This is a genomic window from Pseudomonas sp. BJP69 (genome assembly GCF_007633355.1).
In the GTDB taxonomy this organism is placed as follows: domain Bacteria; phylum Pseudomonadota; class Gammaproteobacteria; order Pseudomonadales; family Pseudomonadaceae; genus Aquipseudomonas; species Aquipseudomonas juntendi.
This window is the reverse complement of record NZ_CP041933.1, coordinates 2,297,081-2,323,853: the sequence shown is the minus strand read 5'-3', so window position 1 is coordinate 2,323,853 and position 26,773 is coordinate 2,297,081. Positions and strand designations below refer to the sequence as shown.

General features: G+C 64.9%; 21 protein-coding genes. 15 read left to right on the top strand and 6 right to left on the bottom strand.

Going from position 1 to position 26,773, the window contains the following annotated elements; all coding sequences use genetic code 11:
• The first annotated feature begins 28 nt into the window (after nucleotides 1-28).
• From FPB55_RS10710 to FPB55_RS10700, 3 genes are all read left to right on the top strand, one after another.
• Nucleotides 29-1,651: an acyl-CoA synthetase gene (locus FPB55_RS10710; protein WP_144188133.1), complete on the top strand. Its 1,623-nt coding sequence runs from the start codon at nucleotides 29-31 to the stop codon at nucleotides 1,649-1,651.
• A gap of 105 nt (nucleotides 1,652-1,756) precedes the next feature.
• Complete coding sequence (locus tag FPB55_RS10705) at nucleotides 1,757-3,526, top strand: acyl-CoA dehydrogenase C-terminal domain-containing protein (RefSeq protein WP_125854689.1); 1,770 nt, start codon at nucleotides 1,757-1,759, stop codon at nucleotides 3,524-3,526.
• Between the two features lie 141 nt (nucleotides 3,527-3,667).
• Nucleotides 3,668-4,675, top strand: a complete 1,008-nt coding sequence (locus FPB55_RS10700; RefSeq protein WP_125854690.1) for a FecR family protein — start codon at nucleotides 3,668-3,670, stop codon at nucleotides 4,673-4,675.
• A 13-nt stretch (nucleotides 4,676-4,688) separates the two neighbouring features.
• On the opposite strand, the gene FPB55_RS10695 is transcribed toward FPB55_RS10700, so the two are convergent.
• Complete coding sequence (locus tag FPB55_RS10695; RefSeq protein ID WP_054904446.1) at nucleotides 4,689-6,008, bottom strand: Na+/H+ antiporter NhaC family protein; 1,320 nt, start codon at nucleotides 6,006-6,008, stop codon at nucleotides 4,689-4,691.
• A 237-nt stretch (nucleotides 6,009-6,245) separates the two neighbouring features.
• Between FPB55_RS10695 and FPB55_RS10690 the strand changes: the two genes are divergently transcribed.
• The 3 genes from FPB55_RS10690 (at nucleotide 6,246) to FPB55_RS10680 (ending at nucleotide 10,332) form a co-directional block, all read left to right on the top strand.
• Nucleotides 6,246-8,390 (top strand): methyl-accepting chemotaxis protein, encoded by a 2,145-nt coding sequence (locus FPB55_RS10690; protein ID WP_115294018.1) that lies wholly within the window; start codon nucleotides 6,246-6,248, stop codon nucleotides 8,388-8,390.
• Between the two features lie 80 nt (nucleotides 8,391-8,470).
• Nucleotides 8,471-9,487: an ABC transporter substrate-binding protein gene (locus FPB55_RS10685; protein WP_115294017.1), complete on the top strand. Its 1,017-nt coding sequence runs from the start codon at nucleotides 8,471-8,473 to the stop codon at nucleotides 9,485-9,487.
• A complete protein-coding gene (locus tag FPB55_RS10680; protein ID WP_110679824.1) occupies nucleotides 9,484-10,332 on the top strand; it encodes a proline/glycine betaine ABC transporter permease in 849 nt (282 codons plus the stop codon). The genes FPB55_RS10685 and FPB55_RS10680 overlap by 4 nt, the downstream gene beginning before the upstream one ends.
• Nucleotides 10,333-10,376: 44 nt before the next feature.
• Here FPB55_RS10680 and ilvA read toward each other — a convergent pair whose 3' ends face one another.
• From ilvA to FPB55_RS10660, 4 genes are all read right to left on the bottom strand, one after another.
• Nucleotides 10,377-11,936, bottom strand: coding sequence for a threonine ammonia-lyase, biosynthetic (gene ilvA, locus FPB55_RS10675; protein WP_115294016.1), 1,560 nt, complete (start codon nucleotides 11,934-11,936; stop codon nucleotides 10,377-10,379).
• Between the two features lie 180 nt (nucleotides 11,937-12,116).
• Nucleotides 12,117-12,548 (bottom strand): PACE efflux transporter, encoded by a 432-nt coding sequence (locus tag FPB55_RS10670; RefSeq protein ID WP_009686655.1) that lies wholly within the window; start codon nucleotides 12,546-12,548, stop codon nucleotides 12,117-12,119.
• A gap of 79 nt (nucleotides 12,549-12,627) precedes the next feature.
• Nucleotides 12,628-13,926 (bottom strand): ATP-binding protein, encoded by a 1,299-nt coding sequence (locus FPB55_RS10665; RefSeq protein WP_125854691.1) that lies wholly within the window; start codon nucleotides 13,924-13,926, stop codon nucleotides 12,628-12,630.
• Between the two features lie 6 nt (nucleotides 13,927-13,932).
• Nucleotides 13,933-14,634, bottom strand: a complete 702-nt coding sequence (locus FPB55_RS10660; RefSeq protein ID WP_009686653.1) for a response regulator transcription factor — start codon at nucleotides 14,632-14,634, stop codon at nucleotides 13,933-13,935.
• Nucleotides 14,635-14,905: 271 nt separating this feature from the next.
• Between FPB55_RS10660 and FPB55_RS10655 the strand changes: the two genes are divergently transcribed.
• Nucleotides 14,906-16,081 carry an efflux RND transporter periplasmic adaptor subunit gene (locus FPB55_RS10655; RefSeq protein ID WP_125854692.1) on the top strand — a complete coding sequence of 392 codons (1,176 nt, stop codon included), beginning with the start codon at nucleotides 14,906-14,908 and terminating at the stop codon, nucleotides 16,079-16,081.
• Nucleotides 16,082-16,092: 11 nt separating this feature from the next.
• On the top strand, nucleotides 16,093-19,218 hold the full coding sequence (locus tag FPB55_RS10650; protein ID WP_144188131.1) for an efflux RND transporter permease subunit: 3,126 nt from the start codon (nucleotides 16,093-16,095) through the stop codon (nucleotides 19,216-19,218).
• 27 nt (nucleotides 19,219-19,245) lie between these two features.
• Here the strand turns inward: FPB55_RS10650 and FPB55_RS10645 are convergent, their stop codons facing one another.
• The gene (locus FPB55_RS10645) at nucleotides 19,246-19,557 is read right to left on the bottom strand and encodes an HU family DNA-binding protein (protein WP_115294013.1); all 312 of its coding nucleotides are present in this window, start codon (nucleotides 19,555-19,557) and stop codon (nucleotides 19,246-19,248) included.
• Nucleotides 19,558-19,743: 186 nt separating this feature from the next.
• On the opposite strand from FPB55_RS10645, the gene mobA reads away from it, so the two are divergent.
• The 7 genes from mobA (at nucleotide 19,744) to FPB55_RS10610 (ending at nucleotide 26,769) form a co-directional block, all read left to right on the top strand.
• A complete protein-coding gene (gene mobA / locus FPB55_RS10640; protein ID WP_054912370.1) occupies nucleotides 19,744-20,334 on the top strand; it encodes a molybdenum cofactor guanylyltransferase MobA in 591 nt (196 codons plus the stop codon).
• Nucleotides 20,335-20,456: 122 nt separating this feature from the next.
• Entirely contained in the window at nucleotides 20,457-20,765 is a 309-nt protein-coding gene (locus FPB55_RS10635) for a hypothetical protein (RefSeq protein WP_029884859.1), read from the top strand.
• Nucleotides 20,766-21,334: 569 nt separating this feature from the next.
• On the top strand, nucleotides 21,335-22,396 hold the full coding sequence (locus FPB55_RS10630; RefSeq protein ID WP_009686646.1) for a 3-deoxy-7-phosphoheptulonate synthase: 1,062 nt from the start codon (nucleotides 21,335-21,337) through the stop codon (nucleotides 22,394-22,396).
• A gap of 80 nt (nucleotides 22,397-22,476) precedes the next feature.
• Nucleotides 22,477-22,758, top strand: coding sequence for a peptidylprolyl isomerase (locus FPB55_RS10625; protein ID WP_009686645.1), 282 nt, complete (start codon nucleotides 22,477-22,479; stop codon nucleotides 22,756-22,758).
• 17 nt (nucleotides 22,759-22,775) lie between these two features.
• On the top strand, nucleotides 22,776-24,698 hold the full coding sequence (locus FPB55_RS10620) for an extracellular solute-binding protein (protein WP_238706630.1): 1,923 nt from the start codon (nucleotides 22,776-22,778) through the stop codon (nucleotides 24,696-24,698).
• On the top strand, nucleotides 24,695-25,753 hold the full coding sequence (gene yejB / locus FPB55_RS10615; protein ID WP_125854695.1) for a microcin C ABC transporter permease YejB: 1,059 nt from the start codon (nucleotides 24,695-24,697) through the stop codon (nucleotides 25,751-25,753). The genes FPB55_RS10620 and yejB overlap by 4 nt, the downstream gene beginning before the upstream one ends.
• A complete protein-coding gene (locus tag FPB55_RS10610) occupies nucleotides 25,753-26,769 on the top strand; it encodes an ABC transporter permease (protein ID WP_009686642.1) in 1,017 nt (338 codons plus the stop codon). Before yejB ends, FPB55_RS10610 begins: the two co-directional genes overlap by 1 nt.
• Nucleotides 26,770-26,773 lie beyond the last annotated feature (4 nt).

The following is a 26,773-nucleotide window of genomic DNA, read 5'->3' as shown; positions in this document are numbered from 1 at the left end:
GCGCCTGCCTCCCTTACAGGACTACCGCATGTCGATCTATGCCCAGGGCCTGCAGCCCGCTGCCGTCAACCATGTCGCCCTCACCCCGCTGAGTTTCATCGAGCGCACCGCCGCCGTGTACGGCGACTACCCCGCGGTCATTCACGGTGCCATCCGCCGTAACTGGCAGGAAACCTACCAACGCTGTCGACGCCTGGCCAGCGCCCTGGTCGGCCGCGGCATTGGCCGTGGCGACACGGTAGCGGTCATGCTGCCGAATATCCCGGCCATGCTCGAAGCGCATTTCGGCGTGCCGATGACCGGTGCCGTACTCAATACCCTGAATGTGCGCCTGGACGCCGAGGCCATTGCCTTCATGCTGCAGCATGGCGAAGCCAAGGTGCTGATCACCGACCGCGAATTCCACACGGTCATCGCAGCCGCCCTGGCCCTGCTCGAGCACCCGCCACTGGTGGTGGATGTGGATGACCCGGAATACGGTGAGGGCCGCGCAGTCAGCACGTTGGACTATGAAGCCCTGCTTGCCGAGGGCGACCCGGCATTTGCCTGGGACTGGCCGAATGACGAGTGGCAGGCCATTTCGCTGAATTACACCTCCGGCACTACCGGCAACCCCAAGGGCGTGGTCTATCACCACCGTGGCGCGTACCTGAACGCCATTGGCAACCAGATGACCTGGGCCATGGGCCATCGCCCGGTGTACCTGTGGACCTTGCCGATGTTCCACTGCAACGGCTGGTGCTACCCCTGGACCATCACCGCCCTGGCCGGCACCCACGTGTTCCTGCGCCGGGTCGACCCGCAAAAGGTCCTGAACCTGATCCGCGAACACCGGGTCAGCCACCTGTGCGGTGCGCCGATCGTACTCAACGCCCTGGTCAACATGCCCGAGGCAGCCAAGGCTGCCATCGAGCACCCGGTGCAGGCGATGGTGGCCGGCGCAGCGCCCCCGGCCAAGGTCATTGGCGCCGTCGAGCAAATGGGCATCAAGGTGACCCACACCTATGGGCTGACCGAGGTCTACGGCCCGGTGACCGTGTGCGCCTGGCACGAGGAATGGGATGCGCTGACGCTGGAAGAGCGTGCGCAAATCAAGGCCCGCCAGGGGGTCCGCTACCCCACCCTCGACGGGCTGATGGTCGCGGACCCGCAAAGCCTCGAACCTGTGCCGCGCGATGGCAACACCCTGGGCGAGATCTTCATGCGCGGCAATACCGTGATGAAGGGCTACCTGAAAAACCCGGAAGCTACCGCTGAAGCCTTCCGTGGGGGCTGGTTCCATACCGGCGACCTGGCCGTGTGGCACGCCGATGGCTATGTGGAGATCAAGGACCGGCTCAAGGACATCATCATTTCCGGCGGCGAGAACATCTCCACCATCGAAGTCGAGGACGCACTGTACAAGCACCCGGCAGTGCTGGAGGCCGCCGTGGTGGCCCGCCCGGACGAAAAGTGGGGCGAAACCCCGTGCGCCTTCGTCGCCCTCAAGCCCGGCCGCGAAGACACGCGCGAAGCCGACATCAGCAGCTGGTGCCGCGAGCACCTGGCCGGGTTCAAGGTGCCGAAGACGGTGGTGTTCGGTGAGCTGCCCAAGACCTCCACCGGCAAGATCCAGAAGTACTTGCTGCGCGACCGCGCCAGAACCCTCTGACCCCATGGGGCCTGTTCGCGGCTTGACCCACATGCGCCCGCTGTTGCGCGAGCGGGATCAGCCGCGAAGGGCCAACCCTGATGTGCCATTTTTCAAGAGCCGCCAATGACCACCTACACTGCCCCCCTGCGCGACATGCGCTTCGTACTGCACGATGTATTCAACGCCCCGGCCCTGTGGGCGCGCCTGCCGGCCCTGGCCGAGCACATAGACGCCGACACCGCCGACGCCATTCTGGAAGAAGCGGCCAAGGTCAGCAGCCAGCTGGTCGCCCCGCTCAGCCGCCAGGGTGACGAGCAAGGCGTGCGTTTCGACGCCGGCAGCGTCACGACGCCCGATGGCTTCCGCGAAGCGTGGAACACCTACCGCGAGGGCGGCTGGGTCGGCCTGGGCGGCAACCCGGCCTATGGCGGCATGGGCATGCCGAAGATGCTGGGGGTGCTGTTCGAAGAGATGCTCTACGCGGCCGACTGCAGCTTCAGCTTGTATTCGGCGCTGAGCGCTGGCAGTTGCCTGGCGATCGATGCGCACGCCAGCGAGGCGCTCAAGGCCACTTACCTGCCGCCCCTCTACCAAGGGCGCTGGGCCGGCACCATGTGCCTGACCGAGCCGCATGCCGGCACCGACCTGGGGTTGATCCGCAGCCGCGCCGAAGCCCAGGCCGACGGCAGCTACCGCATCACCGGCAGCAAGATCTTCATCACCGGCGGCGAGCAGGACCTGACCGAGAACATCATCCACCTGGTGCTGGCCAAGCTGCCCGATGCGCCCGCCGGTGCCAAGGGCATCTCGTTGTTCCTGGTGCCCAAGTTCCTGGTTGACGCCAATGGCCGGCTGGGCGAGCGCAATGCTGCCCACTGCGGCTCGATCGAACACAAGATGGGCATCAAGGCCTCGGCCACCTGCGTGATGAATTTCGATGCAGCCACGGGTTATCTGGTGGGCGCCCCGAACAAGGGCCTGGCGGCCATGTTCACCATGATGAACTATGAACGCCTGTCGATCGGCATCCAGGGCATCGGCTGTGCCGAGGCGTCGTACCAGGCGGCTGCCCGCTACGCCAACGAGCGCCTGCAGAGCCGCGCCGCCGTGGGCCCGCAGCTGCGGGACAAAGCCGCCGACCCGATCATCCACCACGGCGATGTGCGGCGAATGTTGTTGACCATGCGCACCCTCACCGAAGGGGGCCGGGCGTTTGCCGCCTATGTGGGCCAGCAGCTCGACGTGGCGCGCTATGCCGAAGCTGGCAGTGAACGCGAGCAGGCCCAGCGCATGGTGGCGCTGTTGACCCCGGTGGCCAAGGCGTTCTTCACCGACAACGGCCTGGAAAGCTGCGTGCTCGGCCAGCAGGTGTACGGTGGCCACGGCTACATTCGCGAATGGGGCCAGGAGCAACGGGTACGTGATGTGCGCATCGCGCAGATCTACGAAGGCACCAATGGCATCCAGGCCCTCGACTTGCTGGGGCGCAAGGTGCTGGCGGACGGCGGCCAGGCACTGGCCAGCTTCGCCGCCGAGGTACGGGCGTTCAGCCTGGACGCCCCACTGCACCGGGCAGCCTTGCAGGCAAGCCTGACACGGCTGGAGGCCACCAGCGCGTGGCTGCAGGCACGCGCCGCTGAAGACGCGAACCTGGTCAGTGCGGTGGCGGTGGAGTACCTGCAGCTGTTCGGGCTTACCGCGTATGCCTATATGTGGGCACGCATGGCGGCGGTGGCGTTGGCCAAGCAGCCTGAAGACAGCGGGTTTTACGGCGCCAAGCTGGCCTGTGCGGACTTTTTCTTCGAGCGCGTGTTGCCACGCGAGTTGGCACTGGAAGCAAGCATTCGCGCAGGCAGTGCGAGCCTGTACGGGCTGGCAGCAGCGCAGTTCTGACGGCGCGGGCGCGAAAGGTTCTCAAACGCTCAAAACCGTTACAATTGCAGCGAAAAACCGGCACAACTGATAGTCATTCGCCATTACCCAGGTGCTCCGGGCCCATGCGCAAGGGTAGAATGCGCAAAACCCGGAGCCGCAATGAACCAAGACCGCCTCAAGCCCACCCCTGACGATGCGATCACCGACGCCGCCGCGCATTGGTGCATGCGCTTGCATGCAGACGATTGCACGGCGGCCGAGCGCGAGGCATTCCTGCGTTGGCAGGCGGCCGACCCCAGGCATGCCGATGAATACCAGGCCATGCTGGAAATCTGGCAAACCGCCGACCTGCTGCCGCGCACCGCCACGATCATGGACGTCAACCCAGCGGCCATCGCCGTCAGGCGCCGGCGTAACTGGCGGCCGCTGGCTTCTGCCGCCGCCATCGCCCTGGCCGTGCTGCCACTGGCGGGCTGGTTCGGCTGGGAACAGGGTTGGTTGCCCAATCGCTACCAGCACTTCGAAGCGACTGACCACATGCAGAGCGTGGTCCTGAGCGACGGCAGCCAGGTGCAACTCAACCTGCACAGCGAGCTGACCTTCCTCAATTACAAGGACCAGCGCCAGGTCACACTCAAGCGTGGCGAAGCGTTCTTCAAGGTCTGGCACGACAGCAGCCACCCGTTCATCGTGCGCGCCGGCCGCGGGCAGACGCGCGTGACCGGCACCCAGTTCAACGTGTGGAAGTATCGTGATCAGGTCAAGGTCACGTTGCTGGAAGGTTCGGTGCTGGTCTCCAGCGACGGCAGCGCCGGCGGCTATCGCCTTGGCCCTGGCATGCAGGCCAGCTACCACAAGGGCGACTTCGAACCGCAACTGGAACAGAGCGGCGACGTTGGCAATAGCCTGGCCTGGCGCAGCGGCAAACTGGTGCTCGACAACCTCAGCCTGGAACAGGCACTACCGGTGATCAACCGCTACCTCGACGCGCCGTTGCGGCTGGCCGATGCCAGCACCGGGCGCATCCGCATCAGCGGTGTCTACAATACCCGTGAGGTGGAACGCCTGGTCAACAACCTGCCCAAGGTGCTGCCGGTCTACCTGACCCGCAGCAAGGACGGCAGCACCGTGCTCAACCGCATTTCGCCGCCGCCTGGCAAAGGCTGACGCCCGCCCCGCCTTACAAGGTCATGGCCGCCAGCCAGCCGAACGCCAGCAACGGCAGGTTGTAATGGATGAAGGTCGGGATCACGGTGTCCCAGATGTGGTGGTGCTGGCCATCCACGTTAAGCCCGGAGGTCGGGCCCAAGGTGGAGTCCGACGCCGGCGAGCCGGCGTCACCCAGGGCACCGGCAGTGCCGACGATGCATACCGTGGCCAGCGGGTCGAAGCCCAGTTGGACGCACAGTGGTACGAAGATCGCAGCCAGGATCGGCACGGTGGAAAACGACGAACCGATGCCCATGGTCACCAGCAGCCCCACCAGCAGCATCAGCAAGGCACCTACGCCCTTGCTGTGGTCGATCCACTGCGCCGAAGCCTGCACCAGGCTGTTCACCTCGCCCGTGGCCTTCATCACCTCGGCAAAGCCCGAGGCGGCGATCATGATGAAGCCGATCATGGCCATCATCTTCATGCCCTCGGTGAACAGGTCGTCGGTGTCGCGCCACTTGACGATGCCCGACAACGAGAAGATCAGAAAGCCGACCATGGCGCCGATGATCATCGAATCGAGCAGCAGTTGCACGATGAACGCCGCCGCAATCGCCAGCCCGGCCACCAGCAGCGTCACCGGGTTGTACTGCACGCTCACCTGCTCCACCTGGGCAATGCGTGCCAGGTCGTAGTCGCGTTTCTTGCGGTAGCTGACGAACACGGCCAGCAACAGGCCGACAAGCATGCCGGCAGCCGGGATCGCCATGGCGTGGGTGACGTTGACGCCGCTCACGTCGACACCGGCGCGGGCCACGTTGGCCAACAGGATTTCGTTGAGGAAAATGTTGCCAAAGCCCACCGGCAGGAACATGTAGGGGGTAATCAGGCCGAAGGTGATCACGCAGGCGATGAGCCGCCGGTCGATGCGCAGGCGGGTCAGCACATACAGCAGCGGCGGCACCAGCAGCGGGATGAAGGCGATGTGAATGGGCAGGATGTTCTGCGACGACACCGCCACCGCCAGCATCAGGCCGATCATCAGCCACTTGAGCTTGCCAGCATTGGCATGGCCCTGGCGGTCGATCATGGCCAGGGCGCGGTCGGCCAGGGCATGGGCCAGGCCGGACTTGGCGATCGCCACGGCAAAGGCGCCCAGCAATGCATAGGACAAGGCCACCGTGGCCCCACCACCGAGGCCGCCGTTGAAGGCCTTGAGTGTGCCTTCCATTCCCAGGCCACCGGTCAGGCCGCCGACGAGGGCGCCAATGATCAGGGCGATGACCACGTGCACGCGGGACAGGCTGAGTATCAGCATGATGCCGACCGCGGCGATCACTGCATTCATGGTGGGCTTACCTCTTTACGACAGAAAAAAGCGCGAACTCTGAAGCAGTGGGCGGCAGATGTCAAAATTGCCAGGTTGCGGCGGATTTCACCGGCGAGGAATTTAAATTGAATGTTTGAATAAAGAAAAATCCTACAGCGCCGATACGGTGATGTTGGGGCCACTTGCCTGCCCCCACGACCTGCCCACCCTGCCCAAAGCCATAACCCTTACTGCATTGAAAAAGGGAAACGCCCCATGCCTTTGCGACAACTCTCCATCCAGTGGAAGATCACCCTGCTCGCCGGCCTTTGCCTGGCCAGCATCGTCACCCTGCTCGTCGGCCTGTCGCTGTACCGCATGGACCACAGCTCGGACCTGGTCAAGGCCAGCAGCATGCAGATGTTGACCGAGGCGGCGCAGTCGCGCATCGAGTCGCAAGGTGAAGTACAGGCGTTGAACATTCGCCGCCAGTTCATGGACGCCTACCAGTACGGTGCCGGTTTCGCCCGCCAGGTGCTGTTCCTGCGCGAACAGGCCGAAAAGCGCTTTCTCGATGCTTTCGACCTGCGCGAGGACATGACGCGCCAGGTACGCGCCGCCTTGCAGGCCAACCCCGACCTGCTTGGCCTGTCGCTGGTGTTCGAGCCCAATGCACTGGACAACAAGGACAACCTGTTCGCCGACAAACCGGAACTGGGCAGCAACGAGACCGGGCGCTTCGCCCTGTACTGGTCGCAGCCGCGTGCCGGCCATCTGACGGCCATGGCACTGCCTGAACATGACATGGCCAACACCGAGATCGGCCCCAGTGGCCAGCCGGCCAACACCTGGTGGGTATGCCCGCGCACTACCGGCAAGGTGTGCGTGGTGGAGCCGTACTTCTATGCCATCGACGGCCAGCAAGTGCTGATGACCAGTATCGTTTTCCCGCTGACGGTCAATGGCAAGATCATCGCCACGCTGTCCATCGACATCAACCTCAACAGCCTGCAGGCACTCAGCGAAGAGGCCAGCCGCAACCTGTACGAGGGCCGCACACGGGTCGGCATTCTCAGCCCGGTCGGCTTGCTGGCCGGCTACAGCGCCGACGCCAGCAAGCTGGCCCAGCGCGTCGACCAGGTCGACCCGGCCCATGGCGCCGAACTGGTGCGCAGGCTGGCCGCTGGCAAGCTGAGCATTCTGCATGACCAGCAGCGCCTGAAAGTGCTTGCCGCGTTCCGGCCAATCCCTGATGCCCAGCCCTGGGGCGTGTTGCTGGATGTGCCGGAAAATGCCCTGACCGGCCCCGCTGAAGCACTGAAGCAGGAACTGGACACACTGAACACCAGCGGAACCTTGCTGGAACTCGGCCTGGGCCTGGCTGCCGCGATCGCCGGCCTGCTGCTGGTATGGCTGATGGCGCGCGGGGTCACCCGGCCGATTCTTGGCGTGGCCGCCATGCTCAAGGATATCGCCAGCGGCGAAGGTGACCTCACTCGGCGCCTGGCTTACCAGAAGCAGGACGAACTCGGTGAACTGGCCGGCTGGTTCAACCGTTTTCTCGACAAGCTGCAACCGACCATCGCCGAGGTGAAACGCTCGGTGCAGGCCGCCCGGGGTACCGCCGACCAGTCTTCGGCGATCGCGACTGAAACCAGCGCCGGCATGGAGCAGCAGTACCGCCAGGTCGACCAGGTAGCCACCGCTTCGCATGAAATGAGCGCCACCGCCCAGGATGTGGCACGCAGCGCCGCCCAGGCCGCCCAGGCGGCACGCGATGCCGACCAGGCCACCCGGGAAGGCCTGGCGGTGATCGATCGGACCACCAGCAGCATCGACGCCCTGGCCGCCAACATGAGCGATGCCATGGCCGAGGTCGAGGGCCTGGCACAGAACAGCGAGAAGATCGGCTCGGTGCTGGAAGTGATCCGCTCGATTGCCGAACAGACCAACCTGCTGGCGCTCAACGCCGCTATCGAGGCAGCGCGCGCCGGCGAGGCCGGCCGGGGCTTTGCCGTGGTCGCGGACGAGGTGCGCAACCTCGCCCAACGCACCCAGGAGTCGGTGGAAGAAACCCGCCAGGTGATCGAGGCGCTGCAGAACGGCACCCGCGAAGTGGTCGGCGCCATGGACCAGAGCCACCGCCAGGCGCAGGGCGGTGTCGAGCAGGTCGGCCAGGCGGTGACCGCGCTGCAGCGCATCGGCCAGGCGGTGACGGTGATCACCGACATGAACCTGCAGATTGCCTCGGCCGCCGAGGAACAAAGCGCGGTGGCCGAGGAAATCAACAGCAACGTGGCCACCATTCGTGACGTGACCGAATCGCTGTCCGGCCAGGCCAATGAGTCAGCCCGGGTCAGCCAGTCGCTGAACAGCCTGGCCAACCAGCAGCAGGCGCTGATGGACCAGTTCCGCGTCTGAAGCATTGGGGGCGCCAGTGGACCCCAGGGCAGCCCAACCTCGTCGTCTACACTTGCCGCACTGTCGACGACGAGGTGCACATGAAAACAATCCCCGCGCTCCTGGCCGGGCTGCTGCTGACGGTTGGCCTGGCCAGCACCGATAGCGCAGCAGCGGCCGACCAGCCCGCCCCCATTCATTTCGGCGCCATCAGCTGGGAAAGCGGCGCACTCACCACCGAGATATTGCGGCTGATTGTCGAGCGCGGCTACGGCTACCCCACCGACACCCTGCCCGGCAGCACGGTCAGCATGGAGGTGGCGCTGGCACGTAACGACCTTCAGGTCATCGCCGAGGAGTGGGCCGGGCGCAGCCCCGCCTGGGTCAAGGCCGAGCAGGCCGGCCAGGTGTTCGCCCTGGGTGACACGGTAAAAAATGCCGAAGAAGGCTGGTGGGTGCCGGCCTATGTGATCGAGGGCGATCGTGACCGGGGTATCGAGCCCAGTGCCCCCGAGCTGCGCCAAGTCCAGGACCTCAAGCGCTACCCGCAGGTGTTTCGCGACCCCGAGTCGCCCGACAAAGGCCGCTTCCTCAACAGCCCCAGCGGCTGGACCTCCGAAACCGTGAACAGCCAGAAGCTCAAGGCCTACGGTTTGAATGAGCTGTACACCAACTTCCGCAGTGGCTCCGGTGCCGCCATGGATGCCGAAATCACCTCGGCCATCCGCCGTGGCCAGCCCGTGCTGTTCTACTACTGGAACCCTACCCCACTCATGGGCCGTTACAAGCTCGTACGCCTGCAAGAACCCCCGTTCGATGCCAATGCCTGGGCCACCCTCACCGATGCAAGCAACCCCAACCCCCAAGGCAGCCAGTCACTTCCGGCGAAATTGTCGATCGGGGTGTCCAAGGCGTTTCGCGATGGCTACCCGGACCTTGTGCGTGTCTTCGAGCAGGTCGACTTGCCAATCCAGCGCCTGAACCAGGCGCTGGCGAACATGAGTGAAAAGCGCACGCCACCGCGCGATGCCGCGCTGGCCTTCCTGCGCGATAACCGCGAGGTATGGAAGGCCTGGCTGCCCGCCGATATCGCCGCCAAGGTCGAGGCCAGCCTGTGAGCGGCGGTTTCCCTCAAGCCTTGCAGTTTTCCATCGCTGACAGCGTCAACCGCGTGGTCGACTGGCTGGTGTTGCACTACGGCGACCACTTGCGCAACGTGTCGGACCAGTTGCTGCAGGTGCTGGTCGGGCTGGAGAACCTGCTGCGCCTGGTGCCTTGGTGGCTGCTGCTGGCGATGGTCGGCCTGCTGGCCTGGCACGCCAGCCGCAGCCTGCTGCGCAGCGTGGTGCTGGTGGCCCTGCTGGCACTGATCGGCATGCTCGGGCTGTGGGACAAACTGCTGCAGACCCTGGCCTTGGTGCTGGTGAGTACGGGTTTGTGCGTACTGGTTGGCGTACCGCTGGGCATCCTGCTGGCCGCCCGGCCACTGGCCAGGCGGTTGTTGCTGCCGGTTCTGGATGTGATGCAGACACTGCCGGCGTTCGTGTACCTGATCCCGGTGCTGATGCTGTTTGGGCTGGGCAAGGTGCCGGCTGTATTCGCCACCCTGATCTACGCCCTGCCACCCTTGGTGCGCCTGACCCAGCTGGGCCTGAGCCAGATCGACCCGTCGTTGCTGAAGGCCGCCCACGGGCTGGGCGCCAGCCGCTGGCAGCGGTTGCGGCGCATAGCCCTGCCGCTGGCGCTGCCCAGCATCATGGCCGGGCTGAACCAGTCGGTGATGATGGCCTTGTCGATGGTGGTGGTGGCGTCGATGATCGGCGCGCGCGGCTTGGGTGAGGATGTGCTGGCCGGTATCCAGACCTTGAACGTAGGCCAGGGTGTGGAAGCCGGGCTGGCGATCGTCGCCCTGGCCATGGTCATCGACCGCATCAGCCAGGCCTACGGGCGCGGTGCACGCTGAACGGCGCGGCGGGTCCGCTTGACCGCGGACCCGCCAACCCCGGCTCAGCCCAGGAACAGTGTGTAGGCCGGGTTGTCGGTCTCATCCCAGTACTGGTAGCCCATGGCATCCAGCGCCATTGGCAAGCCCGCCAGCTCTTGCGCTGGCACTTCCAGGGCGGCGAGCACCCGGGCCTGGGCCGCGCCATGGTTGCGGTAATGGAACAGGCTGATGTTCCAGTGCTTGCCCAAGCGCTCCAGAAAACCCAGCAACGCCCCTGGCCGTTCCGGGAACTCGAAGCGCAGCACCCGCTCAGTAGCCCCCGGGGCGGCATGACCGCCCACGGTATGGCGCACATGCAACTTGGCCAACTCGTTGTCGGTCAGGTCCTGTACGGCGTAACCCTGCCCAGCCAGGCTGGCCAGCAGTTGCTTGCGCGGGTCGTGCACCGGGTGGGTCTGCACCCCGACGAACAGGCGCGCCTGCTGGCCGGGGTAGTAGCGGTAGTTGAACTCGGTGATCTGGCGTTTGCCCAGTGCCTGGCAGAACGCCCGGAAGCTGCCGGGTTGCTCCGGGATGGTCACTGCAATGATTGCCTCGCGCTGCTCGCCCAGTTCGGCGCGCTCGGCCACATGGCGCAAACGGTCGAAGTTGACGTTGGCGCCGGAATCGATCGCCACCAGGGTCTGCCCTTGTGCGCCGTGCTGCGCCACATACTGCTTGATCCCGGCCACCGCCAATGCGCCGGAAGGCTCGGTGATGGAACGGGTGTCATCGTAGATATCCTTGATCGCTGCGCACAGTTCGTCACTGCTCACCGTCAGCACCTCGTCGACGAAATGCCGGCACAACTCGAAACAATGCGCGCCGACCTGCGCCACCGCCACCCCATCGGCAAAGCTGCCCACCTGCGGCAGGACCACCCGCTCCCCCGCAGCCATAGCCGCTTGCAGGCAATTGGAGTCGTCCGGCTCGACGCCAATCACCTTCACTTCGGGGCGCAGGTACTTCACGTAGGCGGCGATACCGGCGATCAGGCCACCGCCGCCCACCGGCACGAAGATGGCGTCCAGCGCACCCGGGTGCTGGCGCAGTATTTCCATGGCCACCGTACCCTGGCCAGCGATGACATCGGGGTCATCGAACGGCGGCACGAAGGTGGCGCCGGCCTGGTCGGCTAGTTTCAAGGCATGGGCCAGGGCATGCGGGAAGCTCTCGCCGTGCAACACCACATGGCCACCGCGTGAGCGCACCCCCTCCACCTTCAACGACGGTGTGGTGGTGGGCATGACAATGGTGGCCTTCATGCCCAGGTGCGCAGCTGCCAGGGCCACGCCCTGGGCATGGTTGCCCGCCGACGCCGTGATGACCCCGCGCTCGCGTTGCGCGGTGCCAAGCCGCGACAGGCGGGTGTAGGCACCGCGGATCTTGAACGAGAAAGTCGGCTGCAGGTCTTCACGCTTGAGCAACACCTGGTTACCCAGGCGGGCAGACAAGGCCGGGGCAGCTTGCAGCGGCGTTTCGATAGCCAGGTCGTACACCGGCGCGGCAAGAATGCGCCGCACATGCTCCGACAGCAGTTGCTGGGGGGTTGCTGGGGTACGGGGTGTGCTGAAGCTGGTCATCGATGACTCCTTGGCGTTTTTACGTTGCCCAGGAGTCAGAGAGAAAAAACCCGCCTCCAGGGCGGGTTCGGTGCACGTACGCGCTAGCCCGCCAAGCTGATAATGGCGGTAATAATAATGGCGTTCACGTGCGGGTAAGTGTTCATAGACCAGGAACTTAGCTTGCCGCGCAGGCCCACGTCAACACTTGGCTTGCTGCGCCGACAGCGGCACATCGAACACTTTGTCGAAGCCCCACTGGAACACGAAGGCGTACACGAAGAAGAACACGAACAATGCCAGGTTGGTGAGCAGCGCCGCCCACAGACTGACGTTCAGCCAGTAGGCCACCAGCGGCAGCAGGATCAGCACCAACCCACCCTCGAAGCCCAGGGCGTGCAGCAGGCGCCGGGTGAACGTACGTTCACGCCGCTGCTGGCGCGCCTCCCAGCGCTCGAACACCCAGTTGTAACCCATGTTCCAGCTCATGGCGATGCCTGACATCAGCACCGACAGCACTGTGGATTGCGCCATGCCGGCGCCGAACGCCAACGCCAGTGCCGGGGCCACGCAGGCGACGGCGATGGCCTCGTAAAGAATGGCCTGAACGATCTTGCGTGCCTTGCCTTGCATGTTCAGCTCCCTGGCTTGAAGAACTGTAAACCTACAAGAACTGGCCGAGAAGAAAAAGCCTGTACGCCCCTGCCGCCTGCTAACGGGCAGGCAAGCGGATGCGGAACTGCGCCCCGCCCAGCGCCGACTGTGCGACAGTCAACGTACCGCCCTGGCCCTCGACCGCACGCCGGCTGATCGCCAAGCCCAGGCCAAAACCACCGGTGTTCCGGTCACGGCTGCGGTCCAGCCGGTAGAACGGCTGGAAGATCCGCTCCCGCTCCGCTACCGGAATGCCGATACCGTCGTCTTCCACCGTCAACAGGCACGCGCCGTCCTGGTCCAGGCACAAGCGCAGCAACAGGCTCTGGTCACAGTAACGCATGGCATTGCGCACCAGGTTCTGCACGGCCCTGGCGGTGAGCCGCGGGTCCAGCACAAAGCGGGGTAGCTCGCCTTCGGCGCGAACTTCCCACTGGATGCCACGGCCATCGAGCTCCTCGGCGAACCCCCCCAGCACGCTGTCGACCAGTTCCAGCAACGACACCTCGACCCGCTCGCGGGCCTGGTCGGCGTTGTACAGCCGGCTGTAAGACAACAATTCCAGCACCAGCTCATCCAGCTCGCGCACATGGCCAACCAGTTCCAGCAAGCGCTTGCGGCTGGCTGGCGGCACTTCGTCGAACAACAGCACCAGGCCGAAGTCGAGCCGGGTCAACGGCGTACGCAGCTCGTGCGACACCGCATTGAGCAGCTCGCGTTGCTGGTTGACGTGCCGCTCAAGGTCGCTGGCCATGGTATCGAACACCCCGGCCAGTTCACCGATGTTGGAGTGCGGCGAGATGTGCGTACGCTCGGCCATGTGCCCCTGGCCCAGGCGCCGTGCGGTTTCCTTCAGGCGCTCCAGGTCCCGCCAGTGCGGCCACACCCACAGCAGCAGGCAGCCGAGCATGGCGGCACCGATCAAGACGGTCACCCCCCAGGACAATACGTTGATGTCGAACGGGTCGGGCGGCGAATGCAGCTCTACCAGCCACTGTTTGTCCAAGGGGGCCAGCACGGTTTCGTAATAGCCCCACTCGCCAATGCGTACCGCGTGCAGCCCCTGCGCCAGGCGCGCCTGCTCCTGGTCGCTCAGGCCCGCCTGGTCCATGGGCAACAGCCGCAGTTGCAGCGGTGCGAAATCACCCGCCAGCTCCTGCGCTACCGCTGGCCACTGCTCGCGCGGCGCCTGGCGGAACTGGCGCACGACCATCGACTGCACACCCTTGGCCTGGTCCAGGTTGTAGGCCATGAACCGATCATGGAACAGGCCGACGATACTGTCGGGGATAAGCAGCAGCGCACCGGCATAGGCAATGATGATCACCAGGTACAGCCGCACCAGGATCTTGAGCATGGCCGGTCAGCACTCCCACTCGACGCGGCTGAACAGATAGCCCTTGCCCCATACGGTCTTGATCTTGCGCGCTTCACCGGCGTTGTCGTCGAACTTGCGCCGCAGCTTGGAAATGGCCACGTCCACCGAGCGGTCGGTGCCATTGAATTCGATGCCCCGCAGTTGCTGCAGGATGCGGTCGCGGTTCAGCACTTCGCCGGCGTTGCGCGCCAGCACCACCAACAGGTTGTACTCGCCGCTGGACAACTCCACTTCGTCGCCGCGCCAGCTGACCGTGCGTTCGGCCAGGTCGATGCGCAGGCCGCCGATCACGATCAGGTCGTGGTCCAGCCGTGGCTCGTTGACACTGCTGCGGCGCAGCAAGGTACGCACCCGCGCCAGCAGCACACGGGGCTCGCAGGGTTTGCTCACATAGTCGTCGGCACCCATTTCCAGGCCCAGTACCTGGTCGTGGCTGTCGTCACGGGCGGTCAGCATCAGGATCGGCAAGCCTTGCGATTCCTGGCGCAACAGGCGGCAGACCTGCAGGCCATCGAGGCCCGGCAGCATCAGGTCGAGAATGACCAGATCGGGCTTTTGCCGGCGGTACTCGTCCAGAACATGATCGCCGCGGGCGATCACCTGGACGTGGAAGTCGTTGCGTTGCAGGTAGCTGGCGATCAACTCGGACAGGGCGCTGTCGTCTTCGACCAGGAGAATATTCGGCATAGGTGCTTGGGAATCTAGGTTGTGTTGGGCCTTGCCGGCCTCTTCGCGGGCTTGCCCGCTCCCACAGGTACAGCACAGATTTCAGATACTGTGCGGTCCTTGTGGGAGCGGGCAAGCCCGCGAAAAAGCCGGCACAGGAATACTCAGGATATAGAACACTGCAACACCACAGGCTTGTTCTTTACATTTTTTCACACTCGCCCTACAGGTATTAACAGCCGCCCAGCAATGCCTGCCGTAGCATATACCCCGTCATCATCGGAAGATCCGTATGCCTACTACCCTCTCCCTTCGCCTGCGCCCAGTGGCGCTTCTGGCGTTTCTGAGCCTGTCCCTGGCCGGCTGCGGCAACAGCGCCGAGCAAGACGAACAGGCGCCCACCCCGCAAGTACGGGTGGAAACCCTGCAACTGCAGCCCTTGGCCATCAGCAGCGAACTCAGTGGCCGCATCCTGGCCCCGCGTACCGCAGAAGTGCGCGCGCGGGTCGCCGGCGTTGTGCTCAAGCGGGTGTACCGCGAAGGCAGTGACGTCAGGCAAGGCGATGTGCTGTTCCTGATCGACCCGGCGCCGTTCAAAGCCGACCACGACAGTGCCCGCGCAACCTTGGCCAAGGCCGAAGCCACTCGCTACCAGGCCCGCCTGCAAGAGCAGCGCTACCGCCAGCTGGTCGACGACAAGGCGGTCAGCCGCCAGGAATACGACAATGCCAAGGCCAGCCTGCTGCAGGCCGATGCCGCCGTAGCCGAAGCCAAGGCGGCACTGGCGCGCGCACGCCTCAACCTCGGCTATGCCACGGTCACCGCGCCCATCTCCGGGCGAATTGGCCGTGCCCAGGTCACAGAAGGCGCGCTGGTCGGGCAAAACGAGAGCACCCCGCTGGCGACCATTCAGCAACTGGACCCGATCCACGCCGATGTCACCCAATCCACCCGCGAGCTCAATGCCCTGCGCCGCGCCTTGCGCGCGGGCGAGCTGCAGCAGGTGGGCGACGGTCAGGCCCGGGCGACGCTGATCCAGGACGACGGCAGCGCCTACCCACTGCCGGGCAAATTGCTGTTCTCCGACATCAGCGTCGACCCCAGCACCAACCAGATCACCCTGCGCAGCGAGTTCCCCAACCCGGACCTGGACCTGTTGCCCGGCAGCTACGTGCGCGTGCGCCTCGAGCAGGCCGTGCAACCCCACGGCCTGAGTGTGCCGCAGCGCGCCATTCTGCGTGACAGCGCCGGGGAGCCCAAGGTACTGGTGGTCGACCCGCAGGCGCGGGTGAGCGAGCGCGAGGTGGTGCTGGGCAATACCCTGGGCGACCGCTGGATCGTCAGCGCCGGCCTGGCCGCTGGTGAGCGCGTGGTCATCGAGGGCCTGCAGCACGTCAAGGCCGGCGACCAGGTGCAGGTCGACCCCAGCCCACAAACGCCGCCCATCGCACAGCACAACGGCCAGTGAGGGCCTGACCCATGCCGCAATTCTTCATCGACCGCCCGGTATTCGCCTGGGTGGTCGCGCTGTTCATACTGCTGGCCGGCGCGCTGGCCATCCCGCAACTGCCGGTGGCCCAATACCCTAACGTGGCACCGCCGCAGGTCGAGATCTACGCCGTATACCCCGGCGCCTCGGCAGCCACCATGGACGAAAGCGTGGTCAGCCTGATCGAACAGGAACTCAACGGCGCCGACAACCTGCTGTACTTCGAATCCCAGAGCAGCCTGGGCAGCGCCACCATTACCGCCACCTTCGCCCCGGGTACCCACCCGGACCTGGCCCAGGTCGACGTGCAGAACCGCCTGAAGGTGGTCGAGTCCCGCCTGCCGCGGCCGGTCACCCAGCAGGGCCTGCAGGTCGAGAAGGTGTCCACCGGCTTTCTGCTGCTGGCCACCCTCACCTCCACAGACGGCAAACTCGACGAAACCGCCCTGTCGGACATTCTGGCGCGTAACGTGATGGATGAAATACGCCGCCTCAAAGGCGTCGGCAAGGCCCAGCTGTATGGCTCGGAACGGGCCATGCGCATCTGGATCGACCCGCGCAAACTGGTCGGTTTCAACCTCACGCCCAACGACGTGGCCGACGCCATCGCCGGCCAGAACGCCCAGGTAGCCCCTGGAAGCATTGGCGACCTGCCCAGCCGCAGCACTCAGGAAATCACGGCCAACGTGGTGGTCAAAGGCCAGCTGAGCACGCCGGAAGCGTTCGCCGCCATTGTGCTGCGCGCCAACCCCGACGGCTCCGTGGTCACCCTTGGCGATGTCGCCAGGGTGGAAGTCGGCGCACAGGAATACCAGTACGGCACCCGCTTGAACGGCAAGCCGGCAACGGCCTTCAGCGTGCAACTGGCACCGGGCGCCAATGCCATGCAGACCGCCACCCTGGTACGGGCGAAACTGCAGGACCTGGCGCGCTACTTCCCCGAGGGGGTCAGGTACGACATCCCCTACGACACCTCGCCGTTCGTCAAGGTGTCGATCGAGCAGGTCATCAGTACCCTGTTCGAAGCCATGCTGCTGGTGTTCGCGGTGATGTTCCTGTTCCTGCAGAACCTGCGCTACACGCTGATCCCGACCCTGGTGGTACCGGTGGCACTGATGGGCACCTTCGCCGTAATGCTGGCGCTGGGTTTCTCGATCAACGTGCTGACCCTGTTCGGCATGGTGCTGGCCATCGGCATCCTGGTCGATGACGCCATCGTGGTGGTGGAAAACGTCGAACGCATCATGGCCGAAGAAGGCTTGCCGCCCCGGCAAGCCACGCGCAAGGCCATGAGCCAAATCAGCGGCGCGATCATCGGCATCACCCTGGTACTGGTGGCGGTGTTCCTGCCCATGGCCTTCATGCAAGGGTCGGTGGGTGTGATCTACCAACAGTTTTCGGTCGCCATGGCGGTATCGATCCTGTTCTCGGCATTCCTCGCCCTCAGCCTGACCCCGGCACTGTGCGCCACGCTGCTCAAGCCTGTGGCCAAGGGCGAACAGCATCCACGCAAGGGTTTCTTCGGCTGGTTCAACCGCCGTTTCGAGGGCATGAGCGATGGCTACCAGCGCTGGGTCATGCAAGCGCTGCAACGCAGCGGGCGCTACCTGTCGCTGTATGCGCTGCTGCTGGGGGTATTGGGCTATGGCTTGAGCCAGCTGCCCACGGCGTTCCTGCCCACCGAAGACCAGGGCTACACCATTACGGACATCCAGCTGCCGCCGGGCGCCAGCCGCATGCGCACCGAACAGGTGGCCGCCCAGATCGAGGCGCACAACAGTGAAGAACCGGGGGTCGGCAACACCACACTGATCCTGGGTTTCAGCTTCTCGGGCAGCGGGCAGAACGCCGCGCTGGCCTTCACCACCCTCAAGGACTGGTCCGAGCGCGGTGCCGAACACACTGCCCAGTCGATTGCCGAGCGCGCCAACCAGGCCTTCACGCAACTCAAGGATGCGGTGGCCTACGCCGTGCTGCCGCCGCCCATCGACGGGCTTGGCGAGTCGACCGGCTTCGAGTTCCGCCTGCAGGACCGGGGTGGCATGGGCCACCGCGCGCTGATGGCGGCGCGTGACCAGCTGCTCGAGCAGGCCGGCAAGAGCAAGGTACTGAGCAACGTGCGCGAAGCCTCGCTGGCGGAAAGCCCGCAGGTGCAGCTGGAGATCGACCGCCGCCAGGCCAATGCCCTGGGCGTGACGTTTGCCGATATTGGCTCGGTACTCGACGTGGCAGTGGGCTCCAGCTACGTCAACGACTTCCCGAACCAGGGCCGCATGCAGCGCGTGGTGGTGCAGGCCGAAGGCGACCAGCGCAGCCAGGTGCAAGACCTGCTGAACATGCATGTGCGCAACAGCAGCGGCAAGATGGTGCCGTTGGCCGCGTTCGTCCAGGCCAAATGGGTCAGCGGCCCGGTGCAATTGACGCGTTATAACGGCTACCCGGCGGTGTCGATTTCCGGCGAACCGGCCGCCGGCTACAGCTCGGGCGAAGCCATGGCCGAAATCGAGCGCCTGGTGGCGCAACTGCCCGCCGGTGCCGGCCTGGAATGGACCGGCCTGTCACTGCAAGAACGCCTGTCCGGCAGCCAGGCGCCGATGTTGATGGCGCTGTCGCTGCTGGTGGTGTTCCTGTGCCTGGCTGCGCTGTACGAGAGCTGGTCGATACCCACCGCAGTGCTGCTGGTAGTGCCGCTCGGCGTGCTGGGTGCGGTCCTGGCGGTAACCCTGCGGGGCATGCCCAACGACGTGTTCTTCAAGGTCGGCCTGATCACCTTGATTGGCCTGTCGGCGAAGAACGCCATTCTGATCATTGAGTTCGCCAAGCACCTGGTCGACCAAGGCGTGGACGCCGCCGATGCCGCCGTACAGGCCGCCCGCCTGCGCCTGCGGCCGATCGTGATGACATCGCTGGCGTTCATCCTCGGCGTGGTGCCCTTGGCGATCGCCAGCGGTGCCAGCTCGGCCAGCCAACAGGCGATCGGCACCGGGGTTATCGGCGGCATGCTGAGCGCAACGTTGGCGGTGGTATTCGTGCCGGTGTTCTTCGTCAGCGTGATGCGGCTGGCTGGCACGCGCAAAACCGTAACGGCCGGCGAGGCGCTGCACGACAGCCCCTGAATGAGGGTCCCCAGTGACCTTCTGCGTTCACTTGCGGGGTTTGGTCTTGGCGTCGGCCTCCCCGTTGAATCTGACGGCGTCCTTGGGGGCTTTGCCAGCTCGAAACTTGACCGTCATCGCCGCCGGAATGTTCAGCGGTTTGCCAGACCGCGGGTCCCTGCCGACCCGCGCTGGCCTTCGGGCAGTCTCGAACCTGCCGAAACCGACCAAAGCGACAGGCGTGTGTGTGCTCAGCGACGCCTTGATCCCGTCGATGAAGGCATCGACTGCCTTTTTGGCCATCGCCTGGCTGAGTTCGGCGCGCGCTGCTACCTGTTCAATAAGTTGCGCTTTGTTCAATTGCCTTCTCCTGGGAATCTGGCTTGCCCTCATTGCGCGGGCAAGGCTGCAGCCCTATTCAAGGGAGAAGCAGCGGCGGGCACAACTGGCAAAAATGTCAGTGCCCTGGCCCCGCGCTCACGTCCACTGGACAACCGCTGTCGTGCGTGTGAGGGTTGCCTTCGTGCCTGCCTCGGACTTTAGCCAATGACTGAACAATTGCTCACCTGCTCTGCCCTGATCCTCGCGGGGGGCCGCGGGCAACGCATGGGCGGCCGGGACAAGGGCTTGATCAGCTGGCAGGGCGAGCCACTGGTGGCCGCAATCCATCGCGTGCTGCGGCCCCTGACTGACGACCTGGTGATTTCCTGCAACCGCAACCAGCAGGCCTACCGGGTGTATGCCGACCAGTTGGTGGGCGATGCCGACAACGACTTCCCCGGGCCGCTGGCGGGGGTGATTGCCGGGCTCAAGGTGGCGCGGCATGCATGGGTGGTGGTGCTGGCCTGCGATGCACCGCTGGTCGACCGCGCACTGATCGAAGACCTGCTGCGGGTTGCTGCGGCCAATGACAGTGCCGCGATGGCGCACCAGGGCGGCTACTGGCAGCCGATGTTCAGCGTGCTGCCGCGCCAGTTGTTGCCGGTGCTGGAGCAAGCCTGGGCCGAGGGTGAGCGGAGCTTGCAGAAGGCCCTGTTGCGCGCCAAGGTGCAAGCACTTGAGTTCAGCGCAGACGATCGCCGCTTGAGCAACTTCAACAGCCCCGAGCTGCTGCAGGAATACGCGCAACCTCGCTGATCGCCGGCCCGGCGCAGCGGCCCCCATCGCTTGTTGCGCTTACCGCTCGTCGCCCGAACGGCACCCAGCCCGGCTCACCAGGCCAAACGAATGACAGATCATCCCCACGATGGAGATATCCCATGATCCGCATTCGCCCGCTCTCCCTGTGCCTGGCACTGGCGCTGACCCCACTCGCTGGCACCAGCTTCGCCGCCACGGCCACCAACACCGACAGCCACCCACAAACCGACCAATCTGGCGGCAAGACTGCCGGTGAGGGCAGCAGCGTCAACACCCCTGGCAGCGGCAAAAGCAATGACAGCAGCGACACCGGCAGCAGCACCGATGCCGCCGATGGCGCCACGGGCGGCTCCAACAGCACCGGCGAGGCTACGGGCTCGGGTGCCGGCGCCAGCGGTGGTACCGCTGAAGATCAGGACAGCCGTTGACAGGGCCGTTTAACCATTCAGTACACAAATAAATGATTGGACACATAGTATTTATCCATTGAATGGCCCAGCCGAACTGCAGTAAGCTCGGGCTCATTCACTGGAGCGCAACATGCCAACACACATCCGCCACCTCGCCAACCACACCGGTCGCCAACCGCGCCCTGTGCTGGCCGTTGCCGGCTGCGTAGCTCCAGCAAGCTATTACTTCGGGTATTGGTTTAGCCACTAGGCGCCGATACCTGCACGGCGCCCACCTTCGAGGGGCCGCCGAACATGAGAATACTCAAACCCCCGGTCGGCTCCCCGACCGGGGGTTTTGGGTTTCAGGCCTTTGAAAAAAACCATTGATTCACATTGAGGACCGCTTCATGAACTACGCCACTTATTACTGCGCCGACACCTACACCTGGCGATTTAGCCAATCCCGCTCGGGCCAGCCAGCCGCCTCCGATCGGTCTTGCACAGGTGGCAATGCAGCAGCCAACAGTAATTCAACGATCTGTCGAACACCTCGATAGGGCCGACCGCGCGGGCCAGCCCCCGCCGTCCGCCCAGGGAAAAATGCCATGCACGCCTCCAGCCTCGCCCTGCCCCTGACCCAGCCGCAAGCGGCCAACACCGCAGTCAGCAAACGCCTCCCCAGTGCGCACCTGCTTAAACAGCAAATGCCGCTCGCCACAGACCTGGCCCAGCAAGTACATGCCCACCGCCAGGCTATACGCAACATCCTCGAAGGCCACGATCAGCGCCTGCTGGTGATCGTCGGCCCGTGCTCGATCCACGACCCGCGCGCCGCGCTGGAATACGCCGACCGCCTGGCCGCCCTCAGCCGCGACGTCGACGACAAGCTGCTGTTGGTGATGCGCGCCTACGTCGAAAAACCGCGTACCACGGTGGGCTGGAAAGGCCTGGCGTATGACCCGCACCTGGATGGCAGCGACGACATGCATGCCGGCATCGCCCTGTCTCGCGGGCTGATGCTGAGCATGATCGAGCGCGGCCTGCCCATCGCCACCGAGTTGCTGCAACCGCTGGCCGCGGGCTACTTCGACGACCTGCTGGCCTGGGCTGCGGTAGGCGCGCGTACCACCGAATCGCAGATCCACCGCGAAATGGTCAGCGGCCTGGCGCTGCCAGTGGGCTTCAAGAACGGCACCGACGGTGGTATTGCCGTAGCCAGCGACGCCATGCGCAGCGCTGCACACCCGCACCGCCACTTCGGCCTGGACGCGCAAGGCCACCCGGCGATCATCGAAACCCTGGGCAACCCCGACACCCACCTGGTACTGCGCGGCGGCCACAAAGGGCCCAACTACGATGCCCCTAGCATTGCCCTCGCCCGCCAGGCGCTGGCCAAGGCTGGCTTGCAGCCACGGATCATGGTCGATTGCAGCCATGCCAACAGCGGCAAGGACCCAGCGCGCCAGCCTGCGGTGTTCAATGAGGTGCTGGCGCAACGCCTGAGCGGCGACCGCTCGCTGGTGGGCGTGATGATCGAAGGCCACCTGTTCGACGGTTGCCAGGCGCTGGGCAAGGGCGCCCTGAAGTACGGCGTGTCGATCACCGACGGCTGCCTGGGTTGGGCCTCGACCGAAACGCTGTTGCGCGAAGCCGCACAACAACTGTGAGCCGATGGTTGCAAGCCTGGCGAGACATACCCCGGACAAGTGCGCTAGGCTTGCACTTTTTACCCCAAGGAGCAGTACCCATGGCCCGTGCAACCGCCCGTCACATCCTCGTTGCCAGCGAAGACAAGTGCAACGAACTGAAAGCCCAGATCGAAGCCGGTGCCGATTTCGCTGAAATCGCCAAAGCCAACTCCACCTGCCCGTCCAGCCGCCAGGGCGGTGACCTGGGTTCGTTCGGCCCAGGCCAGATGGTCAAGGAATTCGACACCGTGGTATTCAGCGCACCTGTGAATACCGTGCAAGGCCCGGTAAAGACCCAGTTCGGCTACCACCTGCTGGAAGTCACCAGCCGTCAGGACTAAGCAGCCAACAGCTGTTCATGCCCCCGGTGGCAGCGGGTTCACACGCGAATACGTCAGCTCAGGCAACGAGGCTGCATGCTCGGGCGTATTCGCGGGGTAACCCGCTTCTGCATGGGTTGTGGTGCCTGTTGCTGCTTTGTTTCGCCCTCGATACCCTGGCCGCCCCCACCCATGCCCTCACGGTGTACGGCGAAGCCCCCCGCTACGGCGCCAGTTTCCAGCATTTCGACTATGTGAACCCCAGCGCCCCCAAGGGCGGCATGCTGCGCCGCTCGGCCATCGAGATTGGCCAGTTCGACCATATCCTGCCGTACATCGACAAAGGTATTGGTGTCAGCCAGGTCGATGGCCTGTTGTTCGCACCCCTGGCCGTGCGCTCATTCGACGAACCCTACACCGTCTATGGGCTGATCGCCCGGCGCATGGAGCGTGGCCCGGATGACGCCTGGCTGCGTTTCGATATCGACCCACGGGCGACCTTTGCCGACGGCAAGCCGGTGCGCGCCGAAGACGTGCGCTTCACCTACGACCTGCTGATGAGCAAAGGCAGCCTGACCTACCGCACCCAGTTCGCCGACGTCAGCGCGGTGACCGTGGAAGGCCCGCGCAGCATCCGCTTCGACTTCAAGCCCGGGCACGGCCGTACCCTGGCGCTGGACCTGGCCAGCTTGCCCGTGCTGCCCGAGCACGACTGGCAGCAACGCGATTTCGCCAACGGGGCCGGCTTCGACAAACCGGTCGGCAGTGGGCCCTACCGCATCGGCCAGATCGACAATGGCCGCAGCATCACCTTCGAGCGTGACCCCACCTGGTGGGCCCGTGACCTGCCGGCCAGCCGTGGCCGCTACAATTTCGCCAAACTGCGCATCGAGTACTTCGGCGACACCGAGGTGGCGCGCCAGGTGCTCAAGGGCGGGGGCTACGATTACAACCGCGAGTTCTCCGCAACCGCCTACATCCTGGGTTACAACGGGGCCACACTGGACGACGGTCGCCTGCAGCGGGCCCACCTGGGCCCAGCCAAACCGCAGGTAGCCCAGGGCTTCGTGTTCAACCTGGACCGGCCGCAGTTCAAGGACCGCCGTGTGCGTCAGGCACTGGGCATGCTCTGGGACTTCGAGTGGAGCAACCGGCAGATGATGCGCAACCTGTACATCCGCCAGCAGAGCATGTTTTCCAATACACCGCTGGCCGCCCGCCAGCTACCCGATGCCGGCGAGCTGAGACTGCTCGAACCGCTGCGTGGCCAGGTGCCGCAGGAAGTCTTCGACCACGTGTTCACGGCACCGGTCACTGATGGCTCGGGAATCATCCGCGCCCAGCAGTTGCAAGCCCTGGCCCTGCTGCAGCAGGCCGGCTGGCATGCCGATGGCGACCGCCTGGTCAACCGCGAAGGTGAGCCACTGGCGTTCACCTTCCTCAACGGCCAGGCCGGCATGGAGCGCCTGTTGTTGCCCTGGAAGCGCAACCTGGCACAGATCGGCGTTACCCTGAACATCCGTAACGTCGACTCGGCGCAGTACGTCAACCGGCTGATGGCCCGTGACTACGACATGGTCGTGACCGGCTACCCGGTGACGCTTTCACCGGGTGCCGAGCTGTACAACTACTTCGGCTCGGCCGCTGCCCACGACCCCGGTTCGAACAACCTGATGGTGCTGCAGGACCCGGCCGTCGACCACCTGATCGACGGCCTGGTACGCGCTGCCAGCGAGGCCGACATGCTGCGCCACGCTCACGCCCTGGACCGGGTGCTGCAGTGGAATTACTACTGGATCCCCAACTACTACCCGCCAGGCAGCTCTACCGTCTGGTGGAACCGCTTCGGCTTGCCCAAGGTTCCGGCCACCTACGATGAAGGCCTGGACACCTGGTGGGAGATCAACCCAACGGCGCTGACCAATGAACAGATGGCCATACGCCGGAACGCCGCCCCATGACCCGCTACCTGTTGCGCCGCCTGCTGCTGATCATCCCGACCTTGCTGGCGATTCTGCTGGTCAACTTCGTCATCGTGCAGGCCGCGCCAGGCGGCCCGGTGGAACAAGCCGTGGCGCGCCTGCAAGGCATCGGCGGTGGCGCCCCCGGTGCGCGCTCGGAGGTTGTGCACGGTGAATCACGCGCCACCCGCGGGCTCGACCCCAAACTGATCGAAGAGATCAAGCGCCAGTACGGCTTCGACAAGTCAGCGCCCGAGCGCCTTTGGCTGATGCTGGGCCAGTATGCCCGGCTGGACTTCGGCAACAGTTTTTTCCGGGGTGCCAAGGTCACCGACCTGATCCTCGACAAACTGCCGGTCACCCTGTCGCTGGGCTTTTGGGCCACGCTGATCACCTACCTGGTGTCCATCCCCCTGGGCATTCGCAAGGCGGTGCGCCACGGCAGCCACTTCGATGCCTGGAGCAGCGCACTGATCGTGGTCGGCTACGCCCTGCCCTCGTTCCTGTTCGCCCTGTTGCTGATCGTGGTGTTTGCCGGCGGCACTTCGCTGAACTGGTTTCCGGTGCGTGGCCTGGTTTCCGACAACTTCGACGAGCTGAGCCTGCTCGGCAAGGTGGCCGACTACTTCTGGCACCTGGTACTGCCCGTCGGCGCCCTGGTGATCGGCGGGTTCGCCACCCTCACCTTGCTGACCAAAAATGCCTTCCTCGACGAAATTTCGCGCCAGTACGTGGTCACCGCCCGCGCCAAGGGCCTGAGTGAGCGGCGGGTGCTCTACGGCCATGTATTGCGCAACGCCATGCTGCTGGTGGTGGCCGGGCTACCACAGGCACTGATCAGCGTGTTCTTTGCCGGCTCGCTGCTGATCGAGGTGATTTTCTCACTGGATGGCCTGGGCCGCATGAGCTACGACGCCGCCGTGTCGCGCGACTACCCTATCGTCTTCGGCACATTGTTCATCTTCACCTTGGCAGGGCTGCTGATCCGCCTGATCGGCGACGTGGCCTACACCTTGCTGGACCCACGCATCGACTTCGACACGAGGGCGCACTGATGCTGTCGCCTGTGGCGCGCCGGCGCCTGCAACGCTTTCGCCGCAACCGCCTGGGCTGGGTCTCGCTGTGGGTATTCGCCGCCCTGCTGTCGCTGAGCCTGGGCGCCGAGCTGGTGGCCAACGACAAGCCGTTGCTGCTGGGCTACCAGGGCGAACTGTACGTACCGGCGCTCAAGCGTTATACCGAGCAGCAATTTGGCGGCCAGTTGCCGTTCCAGCCCGACTACCGCAGCGCCTACGTGCGCAAGCTGATCGAGGACCAGGGCGGCTGGATGCTGTTCGCACCGATCCCGTTCAGCGCCGACACCCCGAACTACGACTTGCAGGTCCCAACGCCCAGCCCACCGAGCAGCAGCAACTGGCTGGGTACCGATGACCAGGGCCGTGATGTGCTGGCCCGGGTGTTGTATGGCACGCGGGTGTCTTTGCTGTTTGCCTTTGCCCTGACCGTGATCAGCGTGGTCATCGGGGTGACGGCAGGCGCCCTGCAGGGCTACCACGGCGGCTGGGTCGACCTGTTCGGCCAGCGCCTGCTGGAGGTATGGTCCGGGCTGCCGGTGTTGTACCTGCTGATCATCCTCAGCGGGTTCGTCGAGCCGGATTTCTGGTGGCTGCTGGGGATCATGGCGCTGTTTTCATGGCTGACCCTGGTCGACGTGGTGCGGGCCGAGTTCCTGCGGGGGCGAAACCTGGAATACGTCAAGGCAGCCCGGGCGCTGGGTTTGCCAGACAGCCAGGTCATGCTTCGGCATATCTTGCCCAATGCCTTGAATGCCACACTGACCTACGTGCCGTTCATGCTCACCGGGGCCATCACCACGCTGACCGCGCTGGACTTCCTCGGTTTCGGCATGCCCGCGGGCAGCGCCTCGCTGGGGGAGTTGGTGACCCAGGGCAAGCAACACCTGGAGGCACCGTGGCTGGGCTTTACCGCGTTCTTTGCCTTGGCGCTGATCTTGTCGCTGCTGGTGTTCATCGGCGATGCCTTGCGGCAGGCGTTTGACCCGAAGGGCTGACGTT

Excerpts from the sequence above, each read along its gene's own strand:
- FPB55_RS10710 (WP_144188133.1), top strand. The coding sequence starts at position 29 with ATGTCGATCTATGCCCAGGGCCTGCAGCCCGCTGCCGTCAACCATGTC.
- FPB55_RS10705 (WP_125854689.1), top strand. The coding sequence starts at position 1,757 with ATGACCACCTACACTGCCCCCCTGCGCGACATGCGCTTCGTACTGCAC.
- FPB55_RS10700 (WP_125854690.1), top strand. The coding sequence starts at position 3,668 with ATGAACCAAGACCGCCTCAAGCCCACCCCTGACGATGCGATCACCGAC.
- FPB55_RS10695 (WP_054904446.1), bottom strand. The coding sequence starts at position 6,008 with ATGAATGCAGTGATCGCCGCGGTCGGCATCATGCTGATACTCAGCCTG.
- FPB55_RS10690 (WP_115294018.1), top strand. The coding sequence starts at position 6,246 with ATGCCTTTGCGACAACTCTCCATCCAGTGGAAGATCACCCTGCTCGCC.
- FPB55_RS10685 (WP_115294017.1), top strand. The coding sequence starts at position 8,471 with ATGAAAACAATCCCCGCGCTCCTGGCCGGGCTGCTGCTGACGGTTGGC.
- ilvA (WP_115294016.1), bottom strand. The coding sequence starts at position 11,936 with ATGACCAGCTTCAGCACACCCCGTACCCCAGCAACCCCCCAGCAACTG.
- FPB55_RS10670 (WP_009686655.1), bottom strand. The coding sequence starts at position 12,548 with ATGCAAGGCAAGGCACGCAAGATCGTTCAGGCCATTCTTTACGAGGCC.
- FPB55_RS10665 (WP_125854691.1), bottom strand. The coding sequence starts at position 13,926 with ATGCTCAAGATCCTGGTGCGGCTGTACCTGGTGATCATCATTGCCTAT.
- FPB55_RS10660 (WP_009686653.1), bottom strand. The coding sequence starts at position 14,634 with ATGCCGAATATTCTCCTGGTCGAAGACGACAGCGCCCTGTCCGAGTTG.
- FPB55_RS10655 (WP_125854692.1), top strand. The coding sequence starts at position 14,906 with ATGCCTACTACCCTCTCCCTTCGCCTGCGCCCAGTGGCGCTTCTGGCG.
- FPB55_RS10650 (WP_144188131.1), top strand. The coding sequence starts at position 16,093 with ATGCCGCAATTCTTCATCGACCGCCCGGTATTCGCCTGGGTGGTCGCG.
- mobA (WP_054912370.1), top strand. The coding sequence starts at position 19,744 with ATGACTGAACAATTGCTCACCTGCTCTGCCCTGATCCTCGCGGGGGGC.
- FPB55_RS10635 (WP_029884859.1), top strand. The coding sequence starts at position 20,457 with ATGATCCGCATTCGCCCGCTCTCCCTGTGCCTGGCACTGGCGCTGACC.
- FPB55_RS10630 (WP_009686646.1), top strand. The coding sequence starts at position 21,335 with ATGCACGCCTCCAGCCTCGCCCTGCCCCTGACCCAGCCGCAAGCGGCC.
- FPB55_RS10625 (WP_009686645.1), top strand. The coding sequence starts at position 22,477 with ATGGCCCGTGCAACCGCCCGTCACATCCTCGTTGCCAGCGAAGACAAG.
- FPB55_RS10620 (WP_238706630.1), top strand. The coding sequence starts at position 22,776 with ATGCCCCCGGTGGCAGCGGGTTCACACGCGAATACGTCAGCTCAGGCA.
- yejB (WP_125854695.1), top strand. The coding sequence starts at position 24,695 with ATGACCCGCTACCTGTTGCGCCGCCTGCTGCTGATCATCCCGACCTTG.
- FPB55_RS10610 (WP_009686642.1), top strand. The coding sequence starts at position 25,753 with ATGCTGTCGCCTGTGGCGCGCCGGCGCCTGCAACGCTTTCGCCGCAAC.